17 protein-coding genes are annotated in these 16,985 nt (G+C 31.8%); 15 read left to right on the top strand and 2 right to left on the bottom strand.

The annotated features are described in order from the left end of the window. Nucleotides 1-125 precede the first annotated feature (125 nt). Genes DWV06_RS04620 through DWV06_RS04610 form a run of 3 tightly spaced genes read left to right on the top strand, consistent with a single transcriptional unit; the run spans nucleotide 126 to nucleotide 4,972 of the window. Nucleotides 126-1,628: a 4Fe-4S dicluster domain-containing protein gene (locus tag DWV06_RS04620; RefSeq protein WP_115481007.1), complete on the top strand. Its 1,503-nt coding sequence runs from the start codon at nucleotides 126-128 to the stop codon at nucleotides 1,626-1,628. 15 nt (nucleotides 1,629-1,643) lie between these two features. After that, complete coding sequence (gltX, locus tag DWV06_RS04615; protein ID WP_115481006.1) at nucleotides 1,644-3,101, top strand: glutamate--tRNA ligase; 1,458 nt, start codon at nucleotides 1,644-1,646, stop codon at nucleotides 3,099-3,101. Nucleotides 3,102-3,136: 35 nt separating this feature from the next. Next, on the top strand, nucleotides 3,137-4,972 hold the full coding sequence (locus tag DWV06_RS04610) for an ATP-dependent helicase (RefSeq protein WP_115481005.1): 1,836 nt from the start codon (nucleotides 3,137-3,139) through the stop codon (nucleotides 4,970-4,972). A gap of 50 nt (nucleotides 4,973-5,022) precedes the next feature. Here DWV06_RS04610 and DWV06_RS04605 read toward each other — a convergent pair whose 3' ends face one another. After that, complete coding sequence (locus tag DWV06_RS04605; RefSeq protein ID WP_115481004.1) at nucleotides 5,023-5,328, bottom strand: DUF1292 domain-containing protein; 306 nt, start codon at nucleotides 5,326-5,328, stop codon at nucleotides 5,023-5,025. Between the two features lie 198 nt (nucleotides 5,329-5,526). Between DWV06_RS04605 and DWV06_RS04600 the strand changes: the two genes are divergently transcribed. The 6 genes from DWV06_RS04600 (at nucleotide 5,527) to DWV06_RS04580 (ending at nucleotide 10,164) form a co-directional block, all read left to right on the top strand. Continuing rightward, nucleotides 5,527-6,039: a hypothetical protein gene (locus tag DWV06_RS04600; protein ID WP_115481003.1), complete on the top strand. Its 513-nt coding sequence runs from the start codon at nucleotides 5,527-5,529 to the stop codon at nucleotides 6,037-6,039. A gap of 64 nt (nucleotides 6,040-6,103) precedes the next feature. Then, nucleotides 6,104-6,253, top strand: a complete 150-nt coding sequence (locus DWV06_RS18605) for a hypothetical protein (RefSeq protein WP_193726000.1) — start codon at nucleotides 6,104-6,106, stop codon at nucleotides 6,251-6,253. Between the two features lie 309 nt (nucleotides 6,254-6,562). Beyond that, nucleotides 6,563-7,576: a FecCD family ABC transporter permease gene (locus DWV06_RS04595; protein ID WP_115481002.1), complete on the top strand. Its 1,014-nt coding sequence runs from the start codon at nucleotides 6,563-6,565 to the stop codon at nucleotides 7,574-7,576. 1 nt (nucleotide 7,577) lies between these two features. Next, complete coding sequence (locus DWV06_RS04590; protein WP_115481001.1) at nucleotides 7,578-8,366, top strand: ABC transporter ATP-binding protein; 789 nt, start codon at nucleotides 7,578-7,580, stop codon at nucleotides 8,364-8,366. A gap of 26 nt (nucleotides 8,367-8,392) precedes the next feature. After that, nucleotides 8,393-9,532, top strand: a complete 1,140-nt coding sequence (locus tag DWV06_RS04585; RefSeq protein WP_162300576.1) for an ABC transporter substrate-binding protein — start codon at nucleotides 8,393-8,395, stop codon at nucleotides 9,530-9,532. A gap of 35 nt (nucleotides 9,533-9,567) precedes the next feature. After that, nucleotides 9,568-10,164 (top strand): class I SAM-dependent methyltransferase, encoded by a 597-nt coding sequence (locus DWV06_RS04580; protein WP_115480999.1) that lies wholly within the window; start codon nucleotides 9,568-9,570, stop codon nucleotides 10,162-10,164. A gap of 145 nt (nucleotides 10,165-10,309) precedes the next feature. On the opposite strand, the gene DWV06_RS04575 is transcribed toward DWV06_RS04580, so the two are convergent. Then, complete coding sequence (locus tag DWV06_RS04575; RefSeq protein WP_115480998.1) at nucleotides 10,310-11,269, bottom strand: substrate-binding domain-containing protein; 960 nt, start codon at nucleotides 11,267-11,269, stop codon at nucleotides 10,310-10,312. Between the two features lie 154 nt (nucleotides 11,270-11,423). Between DWV06_RS04575 and DWV06_RS04570 the strand changes: the two genes are divergently transcribed. The 6 genes from DWV06_RS04570 (at nucleotide 11,424) to DWV06_RS04545 (ending at nucleotide 16,950) form a co-directional block, all read left to right on the top strand. Further along, nucleotides 11,424-12,059 (top strand): superoxide dismutase, encoded by a 636-nt coding sequence (locus tag DWV06_RS04570; protein WP_115480997.1) that lies wholly within the window; start codon nucleotides 11,424-11,426, stop codon nucleotides 12,057-12,059. A gap of 43 nt (nucleotides 12,060-12,102) precedes the next feature. Further along, on the top strand, nucleotides 12,103-12,321 hold the full coding sequence (locus DWV06_RS04565) for a DUF6774 domain-containing protein (protein ID WP_115480996.1): 219 nt from the start codon (nucleotides 12,103-12,105) through the stop codon (nucleotides 12,319-12,321). Between the two features lie 118 nt (nucleotides 12,322-12,439). Further along, on the top strand, nucleotides 12,440-13,111 hold the full coding sequence (locus DWV06_RS04560) for a response regulator transcription factor (RefSeq protein WP_115480995.1): 672 nt from the start codon (nucleotides 12,440-12,442) through the stop codon (nucleotides 13,109-13,111). Beyond that, entirely contained in the window at nucleotides 13,108-14,100 is a 993-nt protein-coding gene (locus DWV06_RS04555; RefSeq protein WP_115480994.1) for a sensor histidine kinase, read from the top strand. Before DWV06_RS04560 ends, DWV06_RS04555 begins: the two co-directional genes overlap by 4 nt. A gap of 116 nt (nucleotides 14,101-14,216) precedes the next feature. Then, the gene (locus tag DWV06_RS04550) at nucleotides 14,217-14,984 is read left to right on the top strand and encodes an ABC transporter ATP-binding protein (protein WP_115480993.1); all 768 of its coding nucleotides are present in this window, start codon (nucleotides 14,217-14,219) and stop codon (nucleotides 14,982-14,984) included. Continuing rightward, nucleotides 14,977-16,950 carry an ABC transporter permease gene (locus DWV06_RS04545; protein ID WP_115480992.1) on the top strand — a complete coding sequence of 658 codons (1,974 nt, stop codon included), beginning with the start codon at nucleotides 14,977-14,979 and terminating at the stop codon, nucleotides 16,948-16,950. Before DWV06_RS04550 ends, DWV06_RS04545 begins: the two co-directional genes overlap by 8 nt. The last annotated feature ends 35 nt before the right edge of the window (nucleotides 16,951-16,985 follow it).

Here is a 16,985-nt window from a genome sequence, read left to right as displayed (position 1 = left end):
GGGTATATTTATTAGGGGAAATTTGTTATAATGTTGAACGGCAGTATAAAGATTTATAAATACTGCCGTTTCATACGTTGTTTAAAACACTTATTTTTTTAAGTGTTTCAATAAAGGAGGAAGTTATGAGAGGACTAGAGACTCAAGTTTCAAGATTACGTAGAAAAGTTTTCGAAGAAGTTGCAAGAGTAGCTTTTGATTCAGAAAATATTCATAGTGATATACAGGCGATACCATTTAAAATAATTCAAAATGAAATTCCTAAATTTCGAGAAAGTATTTATCATGAACGCGAAATAATTTCTGAGAGAGTCCGTTTAACAATGGGAATGTCACTTAGACCTGAAGACAAACCAGTTCATTTAACGAGTGGATTAGAAGAGAGTAATATTGCTGAAAAATACTATGAGCCCCCATTAATTCAAGTGATTCCTTCTGCATGCAATGCATGTGAATCCAAAAAATATGAAGTAAGCAATCAATGCAAAGGTTGTGTCGCGCGTCCTTGTATGGAAGTATGCCCCAAACATGCAGTTTCCAGAGTAGACGGAAAAGCTTATATAGATCAGGAAAAGTGTATTAAGTGTGGTAAATGTAAAGCAGTTTGTCCATACGATGCAATTGCGAAAAAAACGAGACCATGTGAAATTGCTTGTGGTGTAAATGCAATTGAAGACGATGCTATGGGAAGAGCACAAATAAATAGTGATAAATGTGTTTCATGCGGTATGTGTTTGGTAAGCTGCCCATTTGGTGCTATTGCAGATAAGTCCCAGATTTTTCAATTAATACGTGCAATGCAGACCGGAGTTGAAATTATCGCTGAAGTTGCACCGGCATATGTAGGTCAGTTTGGACGGAGTGTGACTCCCGGCAGAATAAAAGCTGCATTAATGGAATTAGGTTTTAGTGATGTGATAGAAGTTGCGTTAGGGGCTGATATTGGTGCGGTAGCAGAGGCTCATCATTACGTAGAAGAAGTAGCCACAGGTAAGCTGCCATTTTTATTAACCTCTTGTTGCCCTTCCTGGTCAGTATTGGCAAAAAAATATTTTCCGGAAATAGTTGATAATGTATCGACAGAATTAACACCAATGGTTGCGACGGCAAGAAGTATTAAGAAAGAAAAGCCAGAAGCTAAAGTCGTATTTATAGGCCCTTGTCCAGCCAAGAAATTAGAAGCTTCCAGAAGAACAGTCCGAAGTGATGTTGATTTTGTTATTACATTTGAAGAACTTGCTGGTATATTTGCTGCAAAAGGGATTGATTTAGAGCATGTAGAAGAAAAGGAATCTATGCATGATGCTACTGGAGTTGGAAGAGCTTATGCAGTTGCAGGTGGAGTTACGGATGCAATAAAGAAATGTATTGATACATATTATCCGGAAGTAGAAGTTAAGACAGAACATGCAGAAGGATTGCATGAATGTAAGAAATTATTAGCACTTGCAAAAACCGGAAAACTAGATGGATATATGCTGGAAGGAATGGGTTGTCCGGGTGGTTGTGTAGCCGGAGCCGGTACAATGTTACCAATTAATCAGGCTAAAGCGGAGGTCAAAAAAATTGTAGAAGATACTGCAATTAAAGTACCGCCTATTGAATTGAAAGAAATAGAATTAAGTTAAAGGCAGGAATGTAGAATGAGTAAAGTAAGAACTAGATTTGCACCAAGTCCAACAGGAAGAATGCATGTAGGTAATCTAAGAACTGCGCTTTATGCGTATTTGATAGCAAAACATGAAGGCGGAGACTTTATATTAAGAATAGAAGATACTGATCAGGAACGTTTTGTAGAGGGCGCTTTAGAAATTATTTATCGAACTCTGGAAAAGACAGGTCTTATTCATGATGAAGGCCCAGATAAAGATGGCGGTGTAGGTCCTTATGTACAAAGTGAGCGTCAAAAACAAGGATTGTATTTGGAATATGCTAAGAAGTTAATCGATAAAGGAGAAGCCTATTACTGTTTTTGTGATAAAGAGAGATTAGATAATCTAAGACAAGCTGTTGCAGGAAAAGATATAGTGGTATATGATAAGCATTGTCTGAATTTAAGTAAAGAAGAGGTAGAAGAAAATCTTGCTCAAGGTGTACCTTATGTCATCCGTCAAAACAATCCGAGAACAGGAACGACAACGTTTCATGACGATATTTATGGAGATATAACAGTAGATAATTCGGAACTTGATGATATGATTTTAATAAAATCAGATGGATTTCCAACTTATAATTTTGCTAATGTAGTAGATGATCATTTAATGGGAGTTACACATGTAGTTAGAGGTAATGAGTATTTATCATCCTCACCCAAATATAATCGCTTATATGAAGCTTTTGGATGGGAAGTACCGACTTATGTCCATTGTCCATTGATTACCAATGAAGAACATCAAAAATTAAGTAAAAGAAGTGGACATTCTTCTTATGAAGATTTAATTGAACAAGGATTTTTAACAGATGCTATCGTAAATTTTGTTGCATTATTAGGTTGGAGTCCTGAAGACAACCAGGAAATATTTTCTTTAAGTGAATTAAAAGAAAAATTTGATTACCATCATATGAGTAAATCTCCTGCAGTATTTGATATTGTGAAATTAAAATGGATGAATGGCGAATATATAAAAGCAATGGAATTTGATGATTTTTATCAGATTGCAGTGCCTTTTATAAAAGATGTTATTTCTAAGGAGTTGGATTTTAGAAAAATTGCAGAGATGGTTAAGACCAGAATTGAAATTTTTCCGGATATTCGTGACCATATAGATTTTTTGGAAGAACTTCCTGCTTATGATATTGTAATGTATACGCATAAGAAAATGAAGACTAATTCAGAAACTTCTCTAACGGTTTTGAAAGAAGTTCTCCCTATTCTAGAATCACAGGAAGATTATAGTAATGATGCTCTATATTCTGTATTGCTAAAGTATATAAAAGAAAATGACTATAAAAATGGTTATGTTATGTGGCCGATCCGAACGGCTGTTTCTGGGAAACAAATGACACCGGGTGGTGCCACAGAGCTAATGGAGCTATTGGGAAAAGAAGAGTCTGTAGCTCGTATAAAAATAGGAATTGAATTATTAGAAAAAGGCCTGTAAGGGCTTTTTTCTATAAAGTAAAAAAGAGGAAGTCTATGAATTATAATCAATCTCAAAAACAAGCCATTCATCATAAACAAGGGCCTATGCTCGTTCTTGCAGGACCGGGTTCTGGAAAGACTGCAGTTATTACAAGACGTACTCAGTTTTTAATCGAAGAGTGTAATATAAATCCCAAAAAAGTACTTGTTATCACATTTACGAAGGCAGCTGCTCGAGAAATGAAAGAACGTTTTGAATCCATTACAAATGGAAAAAGGTCCCCTGTCACTTTTGGGACATTTCATGGAGTCTTTTTTTCTATCTTAAAGCACGCTTATGGATATAATAGTTCAAATATTTTACCCGAGGGGAAAAGCTATCAATTAGTGAGAGAAATTTTAGATAAGAAAGAGTTAGATATTGAAATGGAAGACGAAACGGATTTTATAGCAGATGTGCTAAATGAGATCAGTACAGTTAAAAATGAAAGAATTCCATTGGAGCACTATTATTCAAAATCATGTCCGGAGCATACATTTCGCAATATATTTATTGATTATCAAGATAAATTGCAAAAATCCAGATTCATTGATTTTGATGATATGTTAGTGTATTGTTATGAGTTATTAGTGAATAGAAAAGATATCTTAACAGGCTGGCAAAATCAATTCGAGTATATTTTAATAGATGAGTTTCAGGATATTAATAAAATTCAATATGATATCATTAGATTATTAGCTAAACCTGAGAACAATTTGTTTGTAGTAGGTGATGATGATCAATCAATTTATCGGTTTAGAGGTGCAAAACCTGAAATTATGTTGAATTATAAAAAAGATTATCCTAAAGCTCAAATTGTATTATTGGATAAGAATTACCGTTCAACAGATACTATAGTTACACATTCTCTCAGGCTCATTAAGAAAAACAGCCAGAGATACAAGAAAGATATAAAAGCCGTGCGTAATACAGGTGAATTAATAGAATTTGCGGTATTTCAAAATCAAATGGAAGAAAATAATAAAATTGTACAAAATATAATGAATGATTTTAGTAAGGGAAAAGAGTACAGTGAAATTGCTATTTTATTTCGCACAAATACGCAGCCAAGAATGTTGGTAGAAAAACTAATGGAATATAATATACCGTTTTGTATGAAGGATATTCTGCCTAATATATATGAACATTGGATGATAAAAAATATTATCGCTTATATACAAATATCATTAGGGTCAAGAAAACGAAGTGACTTTTTGCAGATTATAAATCGCCCCAAAAGATATATTAGCAGGGATTGTATCAATCATATAGAGATTTCGTTCGAAAATTTATTAACTTATTATCAAGATAAGGAGTGGATGTGTGATTATATAGAAAAATTATGGTTTGATATAAATCAAATAAAAAATATGAGACCTTATGCGGCTATTAATTATATTCGCAAAGCTATTGGTTATGATGAATATATTAAAGAGTATGCTCTATTTCGAAAGATGAATCCGGAAGAACTGTTAGGTATATTAAATGAAGTACAGGAATTATCAAAAGATTTTTCGAATTTTCAAAGTTGGTTCCTACATATGGAAGAATATGTAAAAGAGTTAAAAGAACAGCAGCTAAAAAAGAGTGAAAAAACAAATGCAGTAACATTAATGACCATGCACAGTGCAAAAGGGCTTGAGTATAATCAGGTGTATATAGTGGATGTTAGTGAGGAAATTGTACCTCATCCAAAAGCTGTATTAGAAGAAGAAATTGAAGAAGAACGAAGAATGTTTTATGTTGGGGTAACCAGAGCAAAAGAGAAACTATTTGTTTATTCTATAAAAGAGCGGTTTCAAAAAAAATTAAAAATTTCTAGATTTGTGGAAGAAATGATGAAAGAATAAAAAACATCAATCAAAGTTGCTTGATTGATGTTTTTTGTTAAAATTTAAAATTAGTCTAACTCTTCAAATTCAGCTTCGTCAAGTAGTTCATCAAATGCTTCTGATACCGTTTCAAATTCTTCATCGTCTTCAATGTTTTCTAAATTTGGATTACCATCTGCATCTTCTGAATAACGATATAAGAAAACTTCTCCTTCTTCTTCATTCGCATCTTCTTCCATTGGTAATAATGCAATATATTCATTTTTGCCAGCTTCGAAAATAGCAATAACAGAACAATCTAAAACAGATCCGTCATCAAGTTCGAGAGTAATCATTACTTCTTCATCTAAATCAGGTGTATTTTCATTATTCATATAGTTTACCTCGTTTCTTTTCATAAATTTTAAGTATTTTTTACATAGGTTAACTTTACCAGAGATAGTAAAGAAATGCAATAAAATTAAATGAAAAATATTTAGAAAAAAGTACGAAAAGTTGTTGACTTTAATTATATTTATAATACAATAAAGAAGTAAAATTAATTTAATAGTAATTTGAGAGGAGAACTTTTCGTGGCGTTTAGTAATACAAGAGATGGTCAAGGTAATCGAAATGCTAATTATTCTAAATCTGAATACCAACCAAGACAAAATTATGACAGGCAAGGACAAAAACCAAGAATGAACCAAGACAACAAGGAATTGCAAAAAAATGATACTAGAGGAAGAGACTTTCAAAAACGGAATTCCAAAGATTCTAGCAGATATCGCCAAAATTCAAATCAAGGACGTGATTTCAAAAATTCTTATCGGGATGATGGAAAAAATGAAGGTTTTAGAAGTAAATCTTCCGGAACAGTAAAAGAGACAAAAGTGAAAGAGCAACAACCGGATAAATTTGAAATCATTAATCGTTTAGAAAAAGAAAAGAAGGTTATGAAGAAAAAAATAGATTCTAACAATAGAAAAGCAAAGTCTCAAAACGCAAGACCACAGGTAAAATTAAAAAGAACTAATAATATCGATTGGACAAAAGAATATGAAAACGATTCATTTGACGATGATGATTCGTTTTATAATTATTAAAATTTTGTTTTAAAAAAAGAAATAAATTTTTAAATCTGGTTATACTATTTCTGAGGTGATAATTATGTCATATATTGCACCAGAAATAAAAGATAAATTTGAGACACTTTCTTTTGATCTCAAAAATATGATATTAGAACGTAATGTGCAATTGTATACCATGAACGACTTAATTAATGTTCTGGAAAAAATTGTAGCAGAAGCAGAGGGATAGAACCTCTGCTTCTGCTTTTTGTTGTGTACCCGTCGTGCGCAATTACAAAAAAACATATTGACTACTAAACAAAACGGTGTTAAAATGTTTGAAAATAAACAAAAATAATTAAAACATAACAAAAAGTGATTAAATGATTAAGATTAATAAATTAAATATGATAAAAAGAGATGGATTATAGTTGCAAAGAGGCGGCATCTATGATCCTTTTTTATTTATTTATAGATAAACTATGAAGTAGATATTATCTAAACGCTTCAATATGGATACAGAAAGCTTTGGTTATAGCAAGAAAGGAAGTGGGCAGATTTGAAAAAGTACAAAAATCAAATATCCATTATATTTTTATTTATTTTACTAATAGTTTCTATATGTATTTCTTTAATGTTGGGAAGATATGAAATAACCATGAAGCAAATTCTACAGATATCTTTAGAAAAAATTACAGGTATAAAACGTATCAATGACCCTATGATATACAAAATAATTTACGAGATTCGTTTACCAAGGATTGTTGCAGCAGTGGTAGTTGGAGGAGCACTATCAATTTCTGGTTCAGTTTTTCAAGCACTTTTTCGAAATCCAATGGTATCCTCTGATATATTAGGAGTAACATCAGGAGCGGGGTTTGGAGCATCATTAGGAATTTTATTAGGGTTTTGCTATTGGAAAGTAGAATTACTGGCATTTGTATTTGGAATTTTTGCAGTTATGATTACATATTTTTTAAGTTATATCGTTGGTAAGGAAAGTCATTATATTCTATTTCTAATACTTTCAGGAATGGTGATTAGCACTTTGTTTAAATCGTTTATTTCCTGTGTTAAGTATTTGGCAGATCCGAATGATGCACTTCAAAGCATTACATTTTGGCTAATGGGAAGTTTGACACAAATAAAACAAGACGAGTTGTTGTGGTTAATTATTCCAATCTTATTATGCAGCTTGCCACTATTATGGACGGGATGGAAATTGAATGCCATGGCATTTGGAGAAGAAGAGGCAATGGCTCTTGGAATTCAAACAGAAAGGTTAAAAGTAATTATTATTATTTGCAGTACAATTATTACATCTGTGAGTGTATCTATGACAGGTATCATAGGATGGATTGGTTTAATTATACCTCATCTTGTACGTATGGCGGTTGGACCTGATAATCAAATGTTAATACCAGCTTCGATGTTTATGGGTGCCATTTATTTGCTGTTTATTGATAATCTGTCAAGAACATTGCTCAGTGTAGAAATTCCCATCAGCATTCTTACATCTATAATAGGTGTCCCATTTTTTATTTTTCTATTGTTTCGTACAAGGAGGGTTTAGTATGATTTTAGTGGTTGAAAATTTAGCTTGTGGTTATAAGAGAAGGACTGTAATCGAAAACGTTTCATTTCAATTATCAAAGGGAGAGGTTTTATGCCTGTTTGGCCCAAATGGAGTTGGAAAAACTACATTTTTTAAAACATTACTTGGATTCTTAAAATCTTTGAATGGAACGATTTTAATAAATAATCAGTCCTTGAATCAAATGAATCGAGAAACCATAGCTAAAAATATAGCGTATGTACCTCAGGCACATCAGATGGCTTTTGCTTTTAAAGTGATTGACGTGGTGGTTTTGGGACGATTGGTCTATATGGGAAAACAAAGGAGGCCTTCTAGGGAAGATTATAAAAAGGCAAGAGAAGCATTGAATAAACTTCAGATAATGCATTTAGAAGAAAAACTATATACAGAATTAAGTGGTGGTGAAAGGCAGATGGTTTTGATAGCCAGAGCGTTAACTCAGGAGGCACCGATATTAATAATGGATGAACCCACTTCTAATTTAGATTATGGGAACCAGATAAAAGTGATGGAACAGATACAAAGGTTAAGGCAACAAAAATTTGCCGTAATCATGACAACTCATTCGCCTGAACAAGTTTTATTATGCGGTGATCAGGTAATTGTTTTTTATGGTGGTAAATTAATAAGAACTGGAGCTCCAAAAGATATTATGACACCTCAGTTAATCAAAGACATTTATAACGTTGAAGTGTCAAAGATTAAGAAAGGGGATGGAAATTTTTATGAAAGTTACATACCAGCTTTGCAGACAAGTTTATCATGAATTTAATATTTAAGGAGGATGAAATCATGAAAATAATTTTTAGAAAAGGAATATTTATAATAATCGTATTTTTAATATTACTATGTTTTGGATGTGGAAAAGAAACGAGTGAAACTTTAAATACAGAGTCCAAGATAGAAAGAAAAAACAAAACAAAAACAGAAGAGGAATTGCAGACAAAGGAAACAAAGGTTGTGATTGATATGGCAGATAGGACTGTGGAAGTGCCAAAAAATATTAAAAAGGTATACTGTACAAGCCCAGTAGGTACAATTATTACTTATACAATTTCTCCAAACTTATTAGCAGGTTTAAATTATGAATTGAGTGATAATGTAAAAGAATTTATGCCATCTTCATTTACAAGTCTTCCTGTATTAGGAGGTTGGTTTGGGCAAGGGAATAATGGGAATATGGAAGAAATTGCAAAAGTAAAACCTGATATTATTATAAATGCAGGGACGATTGTAGATAAAACCGTTGATTTTTCGGACAATCTTCAAAAAAAATTAGGAATACCAGTTGTTTTTGTTGGCGTTGATTTAAAATCGATGGATAAAAGTTACAAATTTTTAGGAGATTTATTAGATCAAAGGGATAGAACAGACGAATTGGGAAATTATGTGTCTATGACATTATCAGAAGTTAAGAAAAAAGTAAAGGATATACCACAAAAAGATAAGATTAGAGTTTATTATGCAGAAACATCCACAGGACTTCAGACAGACCCAGCTGGCTCTCCTCATACCCAAGTGTTGGATTTGGTAGGAGGAATTAATGTTGCAGATGTGAAACCAGTAAGTAGTTATGGAAGAGCCGAAGTGACTGTAGAGCAGCTAATTAAATGGAATCCGGATCTGATTATTACAGGACATACCGAAACTGAGGCTGCTTATGATTATATGCAAAATGATTCCGTTATGAAAAATTTAAGAGCCATACAAAATGGAAATATATATGAAGTTCCGAACGTACCGTTTAGTTGGTTTGACCGACCACCTTCAGCAAATACTATTCTTGGGTTGAAATGGACTGCACAAATACTATACCCAGAAATATTTAAGTATGATTTAAAGAAAGAGGTCAAGAAATTTTATAAGTTGTATTACTCTTATGATTTGACAGAAGCTCAGATAGACCGCTTATTAAAAAGAGGAAACAGATAACCGAATAATTGTTGCAAGAAAGGAGTTTGAAAACAATGGAATTTTCTTATATTTCCAAAAATATTTTTTATCCAATATACTCTGTTATTGCAAAACAAATATTACAATACCAGGATGTAGATAAGAATGGAATATGTTTAGATATTGGGTGTGGTCCTGGTTATTTGGGAATGTCAATTGTAAAAAAAACAAATATGAAACTGTGTTTGTTTGATTTAGATTCCGAAGTTCTCAAAATTGCAGAACAGACAATAGAAGAGGCAAATTTAAATGAAAGAGCATATACTTGTCATGGTAATGTAGAAGACATGCCATTTCGTGAAAATTATTTTGATTTAGTCATTAGTAGAGGTTCCTTGTTTTTTTGGGAAGATAAATTAAAAGCAATGAATGAAATTTTCAGAGTTTTAAAACCGGGAGGCTGTGCTTATATTGGAGGAGGATTTGGGACTAAAGAGTTAAAGAAGATAATTACTTCTAAAATGCAGGAAATCGATGAGACATGGCTCTTAAAGGTAAAAGAAAGAAGAGGACGTATTAAAAACTATAGAGAAATTGTTGAAAAATCTAGAGTAAATACATATGAAATAATTAATGATGAAACTGGTTATTGGATTATATTAAAAAAATAAATCATATATTTGGATAGCAGAAAAAGTCAAAAGTGGAAGAGGCAAAAGAGAATCGGTTTCATATGGGAACAATGATTTCTTTGCCTCTCATCACCTAGTTGTAAATAAATATTTGGAATATAGTAATAAAATTGAATTTAGAAATTTATGTTTCAGCTACTAATAATCCAGTTTCAGAGGTATCATATCCACCTAAACCAATTAAGGCATTTTTGTATTCGGTAGAATTGATAATGTCATAGATTAGTTGAAATATTGGTTGGTCTAAACTATTTTTCTTAATAACAATATCATAGCACTCTGTTTTGAGTGGAATAAAATCCACATTTTGCACACTATTTGCAATGGTTTGATTTCCCATACCAACATCTGCAATACCTCTGGAAATGGTGCTTGCAATCGAAAGATGAGACGTTTCTTCATTGTTATAACCGTTAATATTATGAGGAACTATGGAAAGTAGTCTGAGATTTTCATCTAATAAAACTCGAGTACCAGCACCCTTTTCACGGTTTATCATTATAATATCATCTCGAGTTAAGTCAGACCAGTGTACTATATTTTTAGGATTTCCTGAGGCGACATAAAAACCTAGTGTACGTTTTGCAATCCGAAGAATAATACATGGAATACCTGGTAGTAAACGTCGTATATATGGTACGTTATAGATATCATTATCACCATCCCAAAGATGAGATGCAGATATTTGACATCGATCATAATAAAGAGAAATCAGACCGGAAAAACTTCCTATATAGGAACGCAGAACCTGTGTACCCAATGGATGATTCTGTATTATGTTGGCTAGGATATCTAAAGATGGATCTTGTCCGCATAAGATGAGCTGTGAATCATTATTTGTTGTAAAAGTGGATTGAATAGGGAATGTTTGAAAATCTTTGGAGGAGTTTACCTGCATTGATTTTGAAGATGTACCTTTACTGCGTTGGATATAATAGTTTAGATCAGATTGGTCAACACGTACTTTATTTCCAACTTTATAGGCGGTAAGTTCTCCGCGTTTAATCAATTCATATACAGTATTCTTTGCAATTTTTAAAATACCAGCCACTTCTTCCGGGGTAAGTACTTTATTTTCTCTCATGACAATCTCCTTATGACTATTTTGTAAATCTTTTCGTAATTATAGCATTAAAGAAAAAGAAATACAATCATATGCAATATTGGTTTTAAATTGGAACAATAATGTTAATAGAGAATATACTATTATAGAGTATTTTAATAAAGGAGAATTAAAAATGGAATATATGGTACCGCCAGGTCAACATAAGCTGCCGCCACTAACATATCAGTATAATTCACTGGAACCAATAATTAGTGAAGAAGGATTAAGGATTCATCATGATATACTACATAAGTCATATGTTGACAATTTGAATAAAGCTGAATTAAGTTTAGTTGATGCACGTGCATTAGGAGATTTTAAATATATCAAGTATTGGGAAAATGAGCTTGCATATAATGGTTCTGGACATATTTTACATAGTATCTTTTGGACAATTATGACTCCTGTTGGAACAGGAGGACGACCCGGTGTAGAAACATTAAATCAAATAATTAGTTATTTTGGAAATTATTATGCTTGGAAGGAACAATTTATAAATGCATGTGAAAAAGTGGAAGGTTCCGGCTGGGGGGTTTTAATATGGCATCCAGTTTGGAGAAGATTGGAGATACTACAGGCAGGTAAGCATCAGAATTTAACACAATGGGGAGGTATTCCTATACTTGTATGTGATGTGTGGGAACATGCATATTATTTAGAATATCAGCATCGACGAAGAGAGTATATTGAAAATTGGTGGAATTTAATAAATTGGTTTGAAGTAGAAAGAAGATTAACATTAGCGATGGATGATAAATACTATTATTAGTGATGATGTTTTATCTAAGTAATTGATTAAAAGAGGTGAAGAAATGAATTCATGTGAACGTATCTTAACAATTGCTTCTGTAGCATGTACTATTGTAGAATGCTGTACAGACAAAGAAGCAGCTCAGCTGGCTTTAATGTTTAATTATTTGGGTGCATCATTATCAACTTTAATTGCAGGTGGAGAATTGTTTGGACCTGAAGAAGAGGAAGAAGCGGCAACGGATGATGAAGAATTATTATTTTTTGGTACTCAGCCATAAAGTGGAAATAGAAGATATGGAAATGCTCCATGTCTTTTATTTTTTTAGAAAAAAGTTGAATTGATGGGAAACTACATTTATAATTAATTGAAAGAAGATACTTGAACGTGGAGGGATTATGTATAATATCTTAATAATCGAGGATGATTTAACAATAGCCAAAACATTATGTTCTCATCTACAAAAGTGGGACTATCAGGCTGTATATTTAACAGATTTTAAAAATATCGTAGAACAATTTTTAGAATTAGACCCACAACTTTTGTTATTAGACATATCGTTACCATTTTATAATGGATATCATTGGTGCAATGAAATTCGAAAAGTATCTAAGGTGCCTATTATTTTCATTTCCTCAGCTTCTGAAAATATGAACATTGTAATGGCTATGAATTTAGGTGCAGATGATTTTATAGCAAAGCCGTTTGATTTGAATGTGTTAACTGCTAAAGTACAGGCTATATTGAGGAGGAGCTATGCATTTGCCGGTCAAGTAAATGTCATGGAACACAAGCAGACATTTCTTAATATAAGTGATAATACATTTATGTACCTAGAACAAAAAATAGAATTAACTAAAAATGAATTTAAAATTCTTCAAATTCTATTTGAGAACATAGGAAAAACGGTTTCCCGGGACGCTATTATGACACGCTTATGGGAAAATGACAGTTATATTGATGATAATACTTTAACGGTGAATATCACCAGACTTCGGAAGAAATTAGCAGGTCTTGGATTAGAAGAATTTATTTTAACAAGAAAAGGAATTGGATATATAATAGAATGAAAAAATTATTAGGAAGTTATTTCAAGTTACATATAAAATCAATCATAATGTTTCTTATAAATTTTTTTATCTGTGTTGTCGTATTTTATTTAAATCGAGAAAAGACAGATGTTGTTTTATATGCATTTGAGCTTTGTGGCATCATAGGATTACTTTATACATGTGTGGATTTTTATCTTTTTTATAGAAAACATATGGCTTTAGTTATTGCTTTAAAAGAGATTGATATATCGATTGACCGTTTGCCGGTACCAGCGGATTTGCTTGAAGAAGACTATCAAAATTTAATAACAAACTTATTTGAATTAAGAAATTCACTTGAATTACAAAAGGCAATCGATGATAAAGATATGATTGATTACTACACTATGTGGGCACATCAGATTAAAACCCCGATAGCTGCAATGAGTATATTGTTACAATCAAAAGAAGGGGAAGGCTATAAAGATCTTAGAGTAGAATTGTTCAAAATTGAACAATATGTAGAAATGGTTCTATCTTACTTACGATTAGATACAATGAATTCAGATTTAAAATTAGAAAAGATTTTATTGGATGAGGTACTTAAAAGTGCAATTCGAAAATATTCTACAGTTTTTATAGCAAAGAAATTAAAACTAGTTTTCAATGATACGAATGCAATCGTTTTAACGGATAAAAAATGGCTTTCTTTTGTTGTGGAACAGATTTTATCCAATGCCATAAAGTATACAGCGAATGGAACTATATCAATTTATGTGCAGAATAAAGATATCTTAGTGATTGAAGATACGGGAATTGGTATTCAAGAAGAGGATTTACCTCGGGTATTTGAACGTGGGTTTACAGGATACAATGGAAGGAATTACAAGAAGTCTACCGGACTTGGATTGTACTTGTGCAAAAAAGTATTGGACAAGCTGTCACATAAAATTAAAATAGAATCAAAACCAGCTTTTGGGACCAAGGTGAAGATTGACTTATCGAGTGATGAGACGATAAAAGAGTAATGTTACAAAAATGTAAGGTTAAAAGGAGAAATGTAAGTCAAAGTTATGGCAGTACATTTCTTTTTTTCTTATACTGTTAGTAACAAATGAAATATAAAAAAGGGAAGGAAATAAAAATGGATATTTTAGACGTAAGAAAAGTAAAAAAAATATATACCACCAGATTTGGAGGAAATAAAGTAACCGCTTTGACGGATGTTAATTTTTCTGTGGAAGAAGGAGAATATGTAGCAATTATGGGGGAATCCGGAGCTGGAAAGACAACGTTATTAAATATACTTGCATCTTTGGATAAACCTACCAGTGGAGAAGTCGTACTGGACGGAAAAGATATGGTAACGATAAAAGAAAAAGAAATAGCAGCATTTCGTAGAGATAACTTGGGTTTTGTATTTCAGGACTTTAATCTTTTAGATACTTTTTCTATCAAAGATAACATTTTTTTACCGTTGGTATTGGCAGGTAAACATTATGATGAAATGTATAGAAAATTACAACCTATAGCAAATAAATTGGGAATTGAAGATATTCTAGCAAAATATCCTTATGAAATATCAGGAGGTCAAAAACAGAGAGCAGCGGTTGCAAGAGCATTAATTACGAATCCAAAAATATTATTAGCAGATGAACCAACAGGAGCTTTGGATTCAAAAGCTTCGGGCCAATTGTTGAAGATATTTAAAGAAGTAAATAAAAGTGGACAGACCATATTAATGGTAACGCATAGTATCAGAGCCGCAAGTCATGCCGGAAGAGTACTCTTTATCAAAGATGGAGAAGTATTTCACCAATTGTATAGAGGAAATGCAACAAATGATGAGTTGTATCAAAAGATATCTGATACATTAACATTGATTTCTGCCGGAGGTGATAAGGATGAATAGTCTTTTTTATCTGAAACTTGCGTGGACAAATATTAAGAAAAATTCTAAAACTTATATTCCTTATATTTTAACCAGTATAGGTATGATTATTGTATTTTATATTTTATGTAATATTTCTAACACTAGTGGTTTTGATAAAATTCGAGGTGGAGCTAGTGTAAAAACGGTTTTAGGATTTGGTAATTATGTTGTAGGAATATTTTCTGCTATCTTTTTATTCTATACGAATAGTTTTCTTATAAAAAATAGGAAAAAAGAGTTAGGTTTATATAATATATTAGGTATGGAAAAAAAGCATATTGGTAAAGTACTTATGTTAGAAACCATTGTAGTAGGTTTATTTAGTGTTGTGCTAGGACTAATTTTAGGTGCAGTATTTAGTAAATTATTATTTCTTCTATTTCTTAAAATATTAGGTAATGTTGTTTTTTTAAAGTATATCATTTCTATGAAAGCGATACTGTATACTTTTGTACTATTTACAGGAATTTTTGCAGCAGCATTACTGTATAACTTTTTACAAATAAGATTAACAAATCCTATTGAATTATTACATGGTGGGCAACATGGAGAAAAAGAACCTAAGACAAGATGGTTAATAGCACTAGTAGGGCTTGCCTCCTTAGCAGGAGCGTATTATATTGCACTTACTACCGAGTCTCCAATAGATTCTATTTTCTTATTTCTAATTGCAGTCATAATGGTAATGATTGGAACACACTGTTTGTTTGTTGCCGGTAGTATCGTAATTTTAAAAATAATGAAGAAAAATAAGAAGTTTTATTATCAAACGAATCATTTTACAAGTGTATCCGGTATGATATACCGTATGAAGCAGAATGCCGTAGGTCTATCCAATATTTGTATCTTAAGTACAACGGTTCTTGTTATTCTATCAACTACGGTCTCATTGTTTTTGGGAATAGAAGATGAATTAAAATTCCGTTATCCATATGAAGTGCAGATAAATCAATCTTATATTTCAAATGAGAATAATGAAAAATTAAATAGAATGATAGAAGAGGTAAATAAAAAATATAATGTAAAAGTATCAGATTTAAAATCATATTCTACAGGAAGTATGTTAATAAATAAAAACGGAACAACATTTAAAAAGATAGAGAATGTTTATAATAATAAATCGTCATTAGTAGAGATTTACACATTAGATGATTATAATCGACTTTTGGGAACCAAGAAAGCATTAAATGATAATGAAATATTATTTCATTCATATAAAAAGGATTATAAATTCGATAAAGTCTCAATTGCAGGTAAAACATATCAAATAAAAGAACAGGTGGGCTCTATGCCAATACCTGGGGATTCAACAACAAGACTCCTGGATAGTTATTATTTGGTCGTAAAGGATATTGATACAGTAAAAGAAATCGCAGGTCCAGCAAATGATGCTAAGAAGCCGGATTCAAGTATCAAGCATTCTTATGTATATAATTTAGACCCTAAAATGGAGAGATATGCTGATTATGTACAAGAAATAAAAACGAAAATAAAAGAATCGAAAGATGTAACGGCATATATTGAATTTAGAGAAGAAAATAGAGTTGAATTTAAAGCTATGTATGGTAGTCTGTTGTTTATTGGAGTTTTTTTAGGAACATCATTTATGATGGCAACAGTCCTTATTATTTATTATAAACAGATTTCAGAAGGGTATGATGATAAAGAGCGTTATACTATTATGCAGAAGGTAGGTATGAGCAAATCTGAGGTAAGAAATACGATTAAAAGTCAAATCGTCATGGTATTTTTCATTCCATTAGTTATGGCAGCAATTCATGTAGCTTTTGCCTTTAAAATATTAAATAAGATATTATTCCTTATGAATTTGTTTAATACGTCATTGTTTATCACTTGTACGATATCATGTGTACTGGTATTTGCTGTAATTTACACATTGGTTTATAGTATGACTGCAAAAGCTTATTATAAAATAGTAAATTAATAGAGATTCAAATAATAAAGGGGCTGTGAAAAAAC

Origin of the sequence: Anaerosacchariphilus polymeriproducens (genome assembly GCF_003363435.1) — a bacterium.
In the GTDB taxonomy this organism is placed as follows: Bacteria; Bacillota; Clostridia; order Lachnospirales; family Lachnospiraceae; genus Anaerosacchariphilus; species Anaerosacchariphilus polymeriproducens.
Note: the sequence above shows the minus strand (reverse complement) of the source record. Positions and strands in the feature narration are given on the sequence as shown.

Coding starts and splice junctions, on each gene's coding strand:
- DWV06_RS04605 (WP_115481004.1), bottom strand. CDS start 5,328: ATGAATAATGAAAATACACCTGATTTAGATGAAGAAGTAATGATTACT.
- DWV06_RS04545 (WP_115480992.1), top strand. CDS start 14,977: ATGAATAGTCTTTTTTATCTGAAACTTGCGTGGACAAATATTAAGAAA.
- DWV06_RS04580 (WP_115480999.1), top strand. CDS start 9,568: ATGGAATTTTCTTATATTTCCAAAAATATTTTTTATCCAATATACTCT.
- DWV06_RS04570 (WP_115480997.1), top strand. CDS start 11,424: ATGGAATATATGGTACCGCCAGGTCAACATAAGCTGCCGCCACTAACA.
- DWV06_RS04620 (WP_115481007.1), top strand. CDS start 126: ATGAGAGGACTAGAGACTCAAGTTTCAAGATTACGTAGAAAAGTTTTC.
- DWV06_RS04555 (WP_115480994.1), top strand. CDS start 13,108: ATGAAAAAATTATTAGGAAGTTATTTCAAGTTACATATAAAATCAATC.
- DWV06_RS04610 (WP_115481005.1), top strand. CDS start 3,137: ATGAATTATAATCAATCTCAAAAACAAGCCATTCATCATAAACAAGGG.
- DWV06_RS04550 (WP_115480993.1), top strand. CDS start 14,217: ATGGATATTTTAGACGTAAGAAAAGTAAAAAAAATATATACCACCAGA.
- gltX (WP_115481006.1), top strand. CDS start 1,644: ATGAGTAAAGTAAGAACTAGATTTGCACCAAGTCCAACAGGAAGAATG.
- DWV06_RS04560 (WP_115480995.1), top strand. CDS start 12,440: ATGTATAATATCTTAATAATCGAGGATGATTTAACAATAGCCAAAACA.
- DWV06_RS04585 (WP_162300576.1), top strand. CDS start 8,393: ATGAAAATAATTTTTAGAAAAGGAATATTTATAATAATCGTATTTTTA.
- DWV06_RS04575 (WP_115480998.1), bottom strand. CDS start 11,269: ATGAGAGAAAATAAAGTACTTACCCCGGAAGAAGTGGCTGGTATTTTA.
- DWV06_RS04590 (WP_115481001.1), top strand. CDS start 7,578: ATGATTTTAGTGGTTGAAAATTTAGCTTGTGGTTATAAGAGAAGGACT.
- DWV06_RS04565 (WP_115480996.1), top strand. CDS start 12,103: ATGAATTCATGTGAACGTATCTTAACAATTGCTTCTGTAGCATGTACT.
- DWV06_RS18605 (WP_193726000.1), top strand. CDS start 6,104: ATGTCATATATTGCACCAGAAATAAAAGATAAATTTGAGACACTTTCT.